The organism is Chryseobacterium sp. CG10_8, assembly GCF_058117085.1.
In genome coordinates this window covers 1-370 of sequence record NZ_JBYVEB010000298.1, presented here as the reverse complement: position 1 = coordinate 370, position 370 = coordinate 1, and the positions used below count along the sequence as shown (strand labels likewise).

Here is a 370-nt window from a genome sequence, read left to right as displayed (position 1 = left end):
CGAACTTTCAGTTCACTTTTCGCCCGCCTTCGCTAATACTTTTTCGTTGGCAGAAATGGTCTGAACACACCGCAAAACCAACGAAACAAAATTTTCAAACAAAAACACAAAATCTATGACAAACAGAAAAACCATTTATTTTTGGGGATTGTTGTTGCTTTTTCTTGGAATTATCAATTCCTGTAGAAATGATTTTCTACAAGAGCAACAAGCTAAAAATGAACTGAACAATGTGGAACTAAAATCCAAGTTCATTTCTCTCAACCAAAGTAAGCACAAAGAAAAACTTCTTACGGAATTAAAATCTGTAAAAACCGAATTAGCAAAATCTTCAAAAAATTTGTTTGCAAAAACCGTCAATTTTGGAGAC

General features: G+C 33.2%; 1 protein-coding gene. It reads left to right on the top strand.

The annotated features are described in order from the left end of the window. Nucleotides 1-115 precede the first annotated feature (115 nt). Nucleotides 116-370, top strand: a 255-nt coding sequence (locus AC4AGG_RS16835) for a hypothetical protein (protein ID WP_489773174.1), incomplete at its 3' end; no start/stop codon positions are given.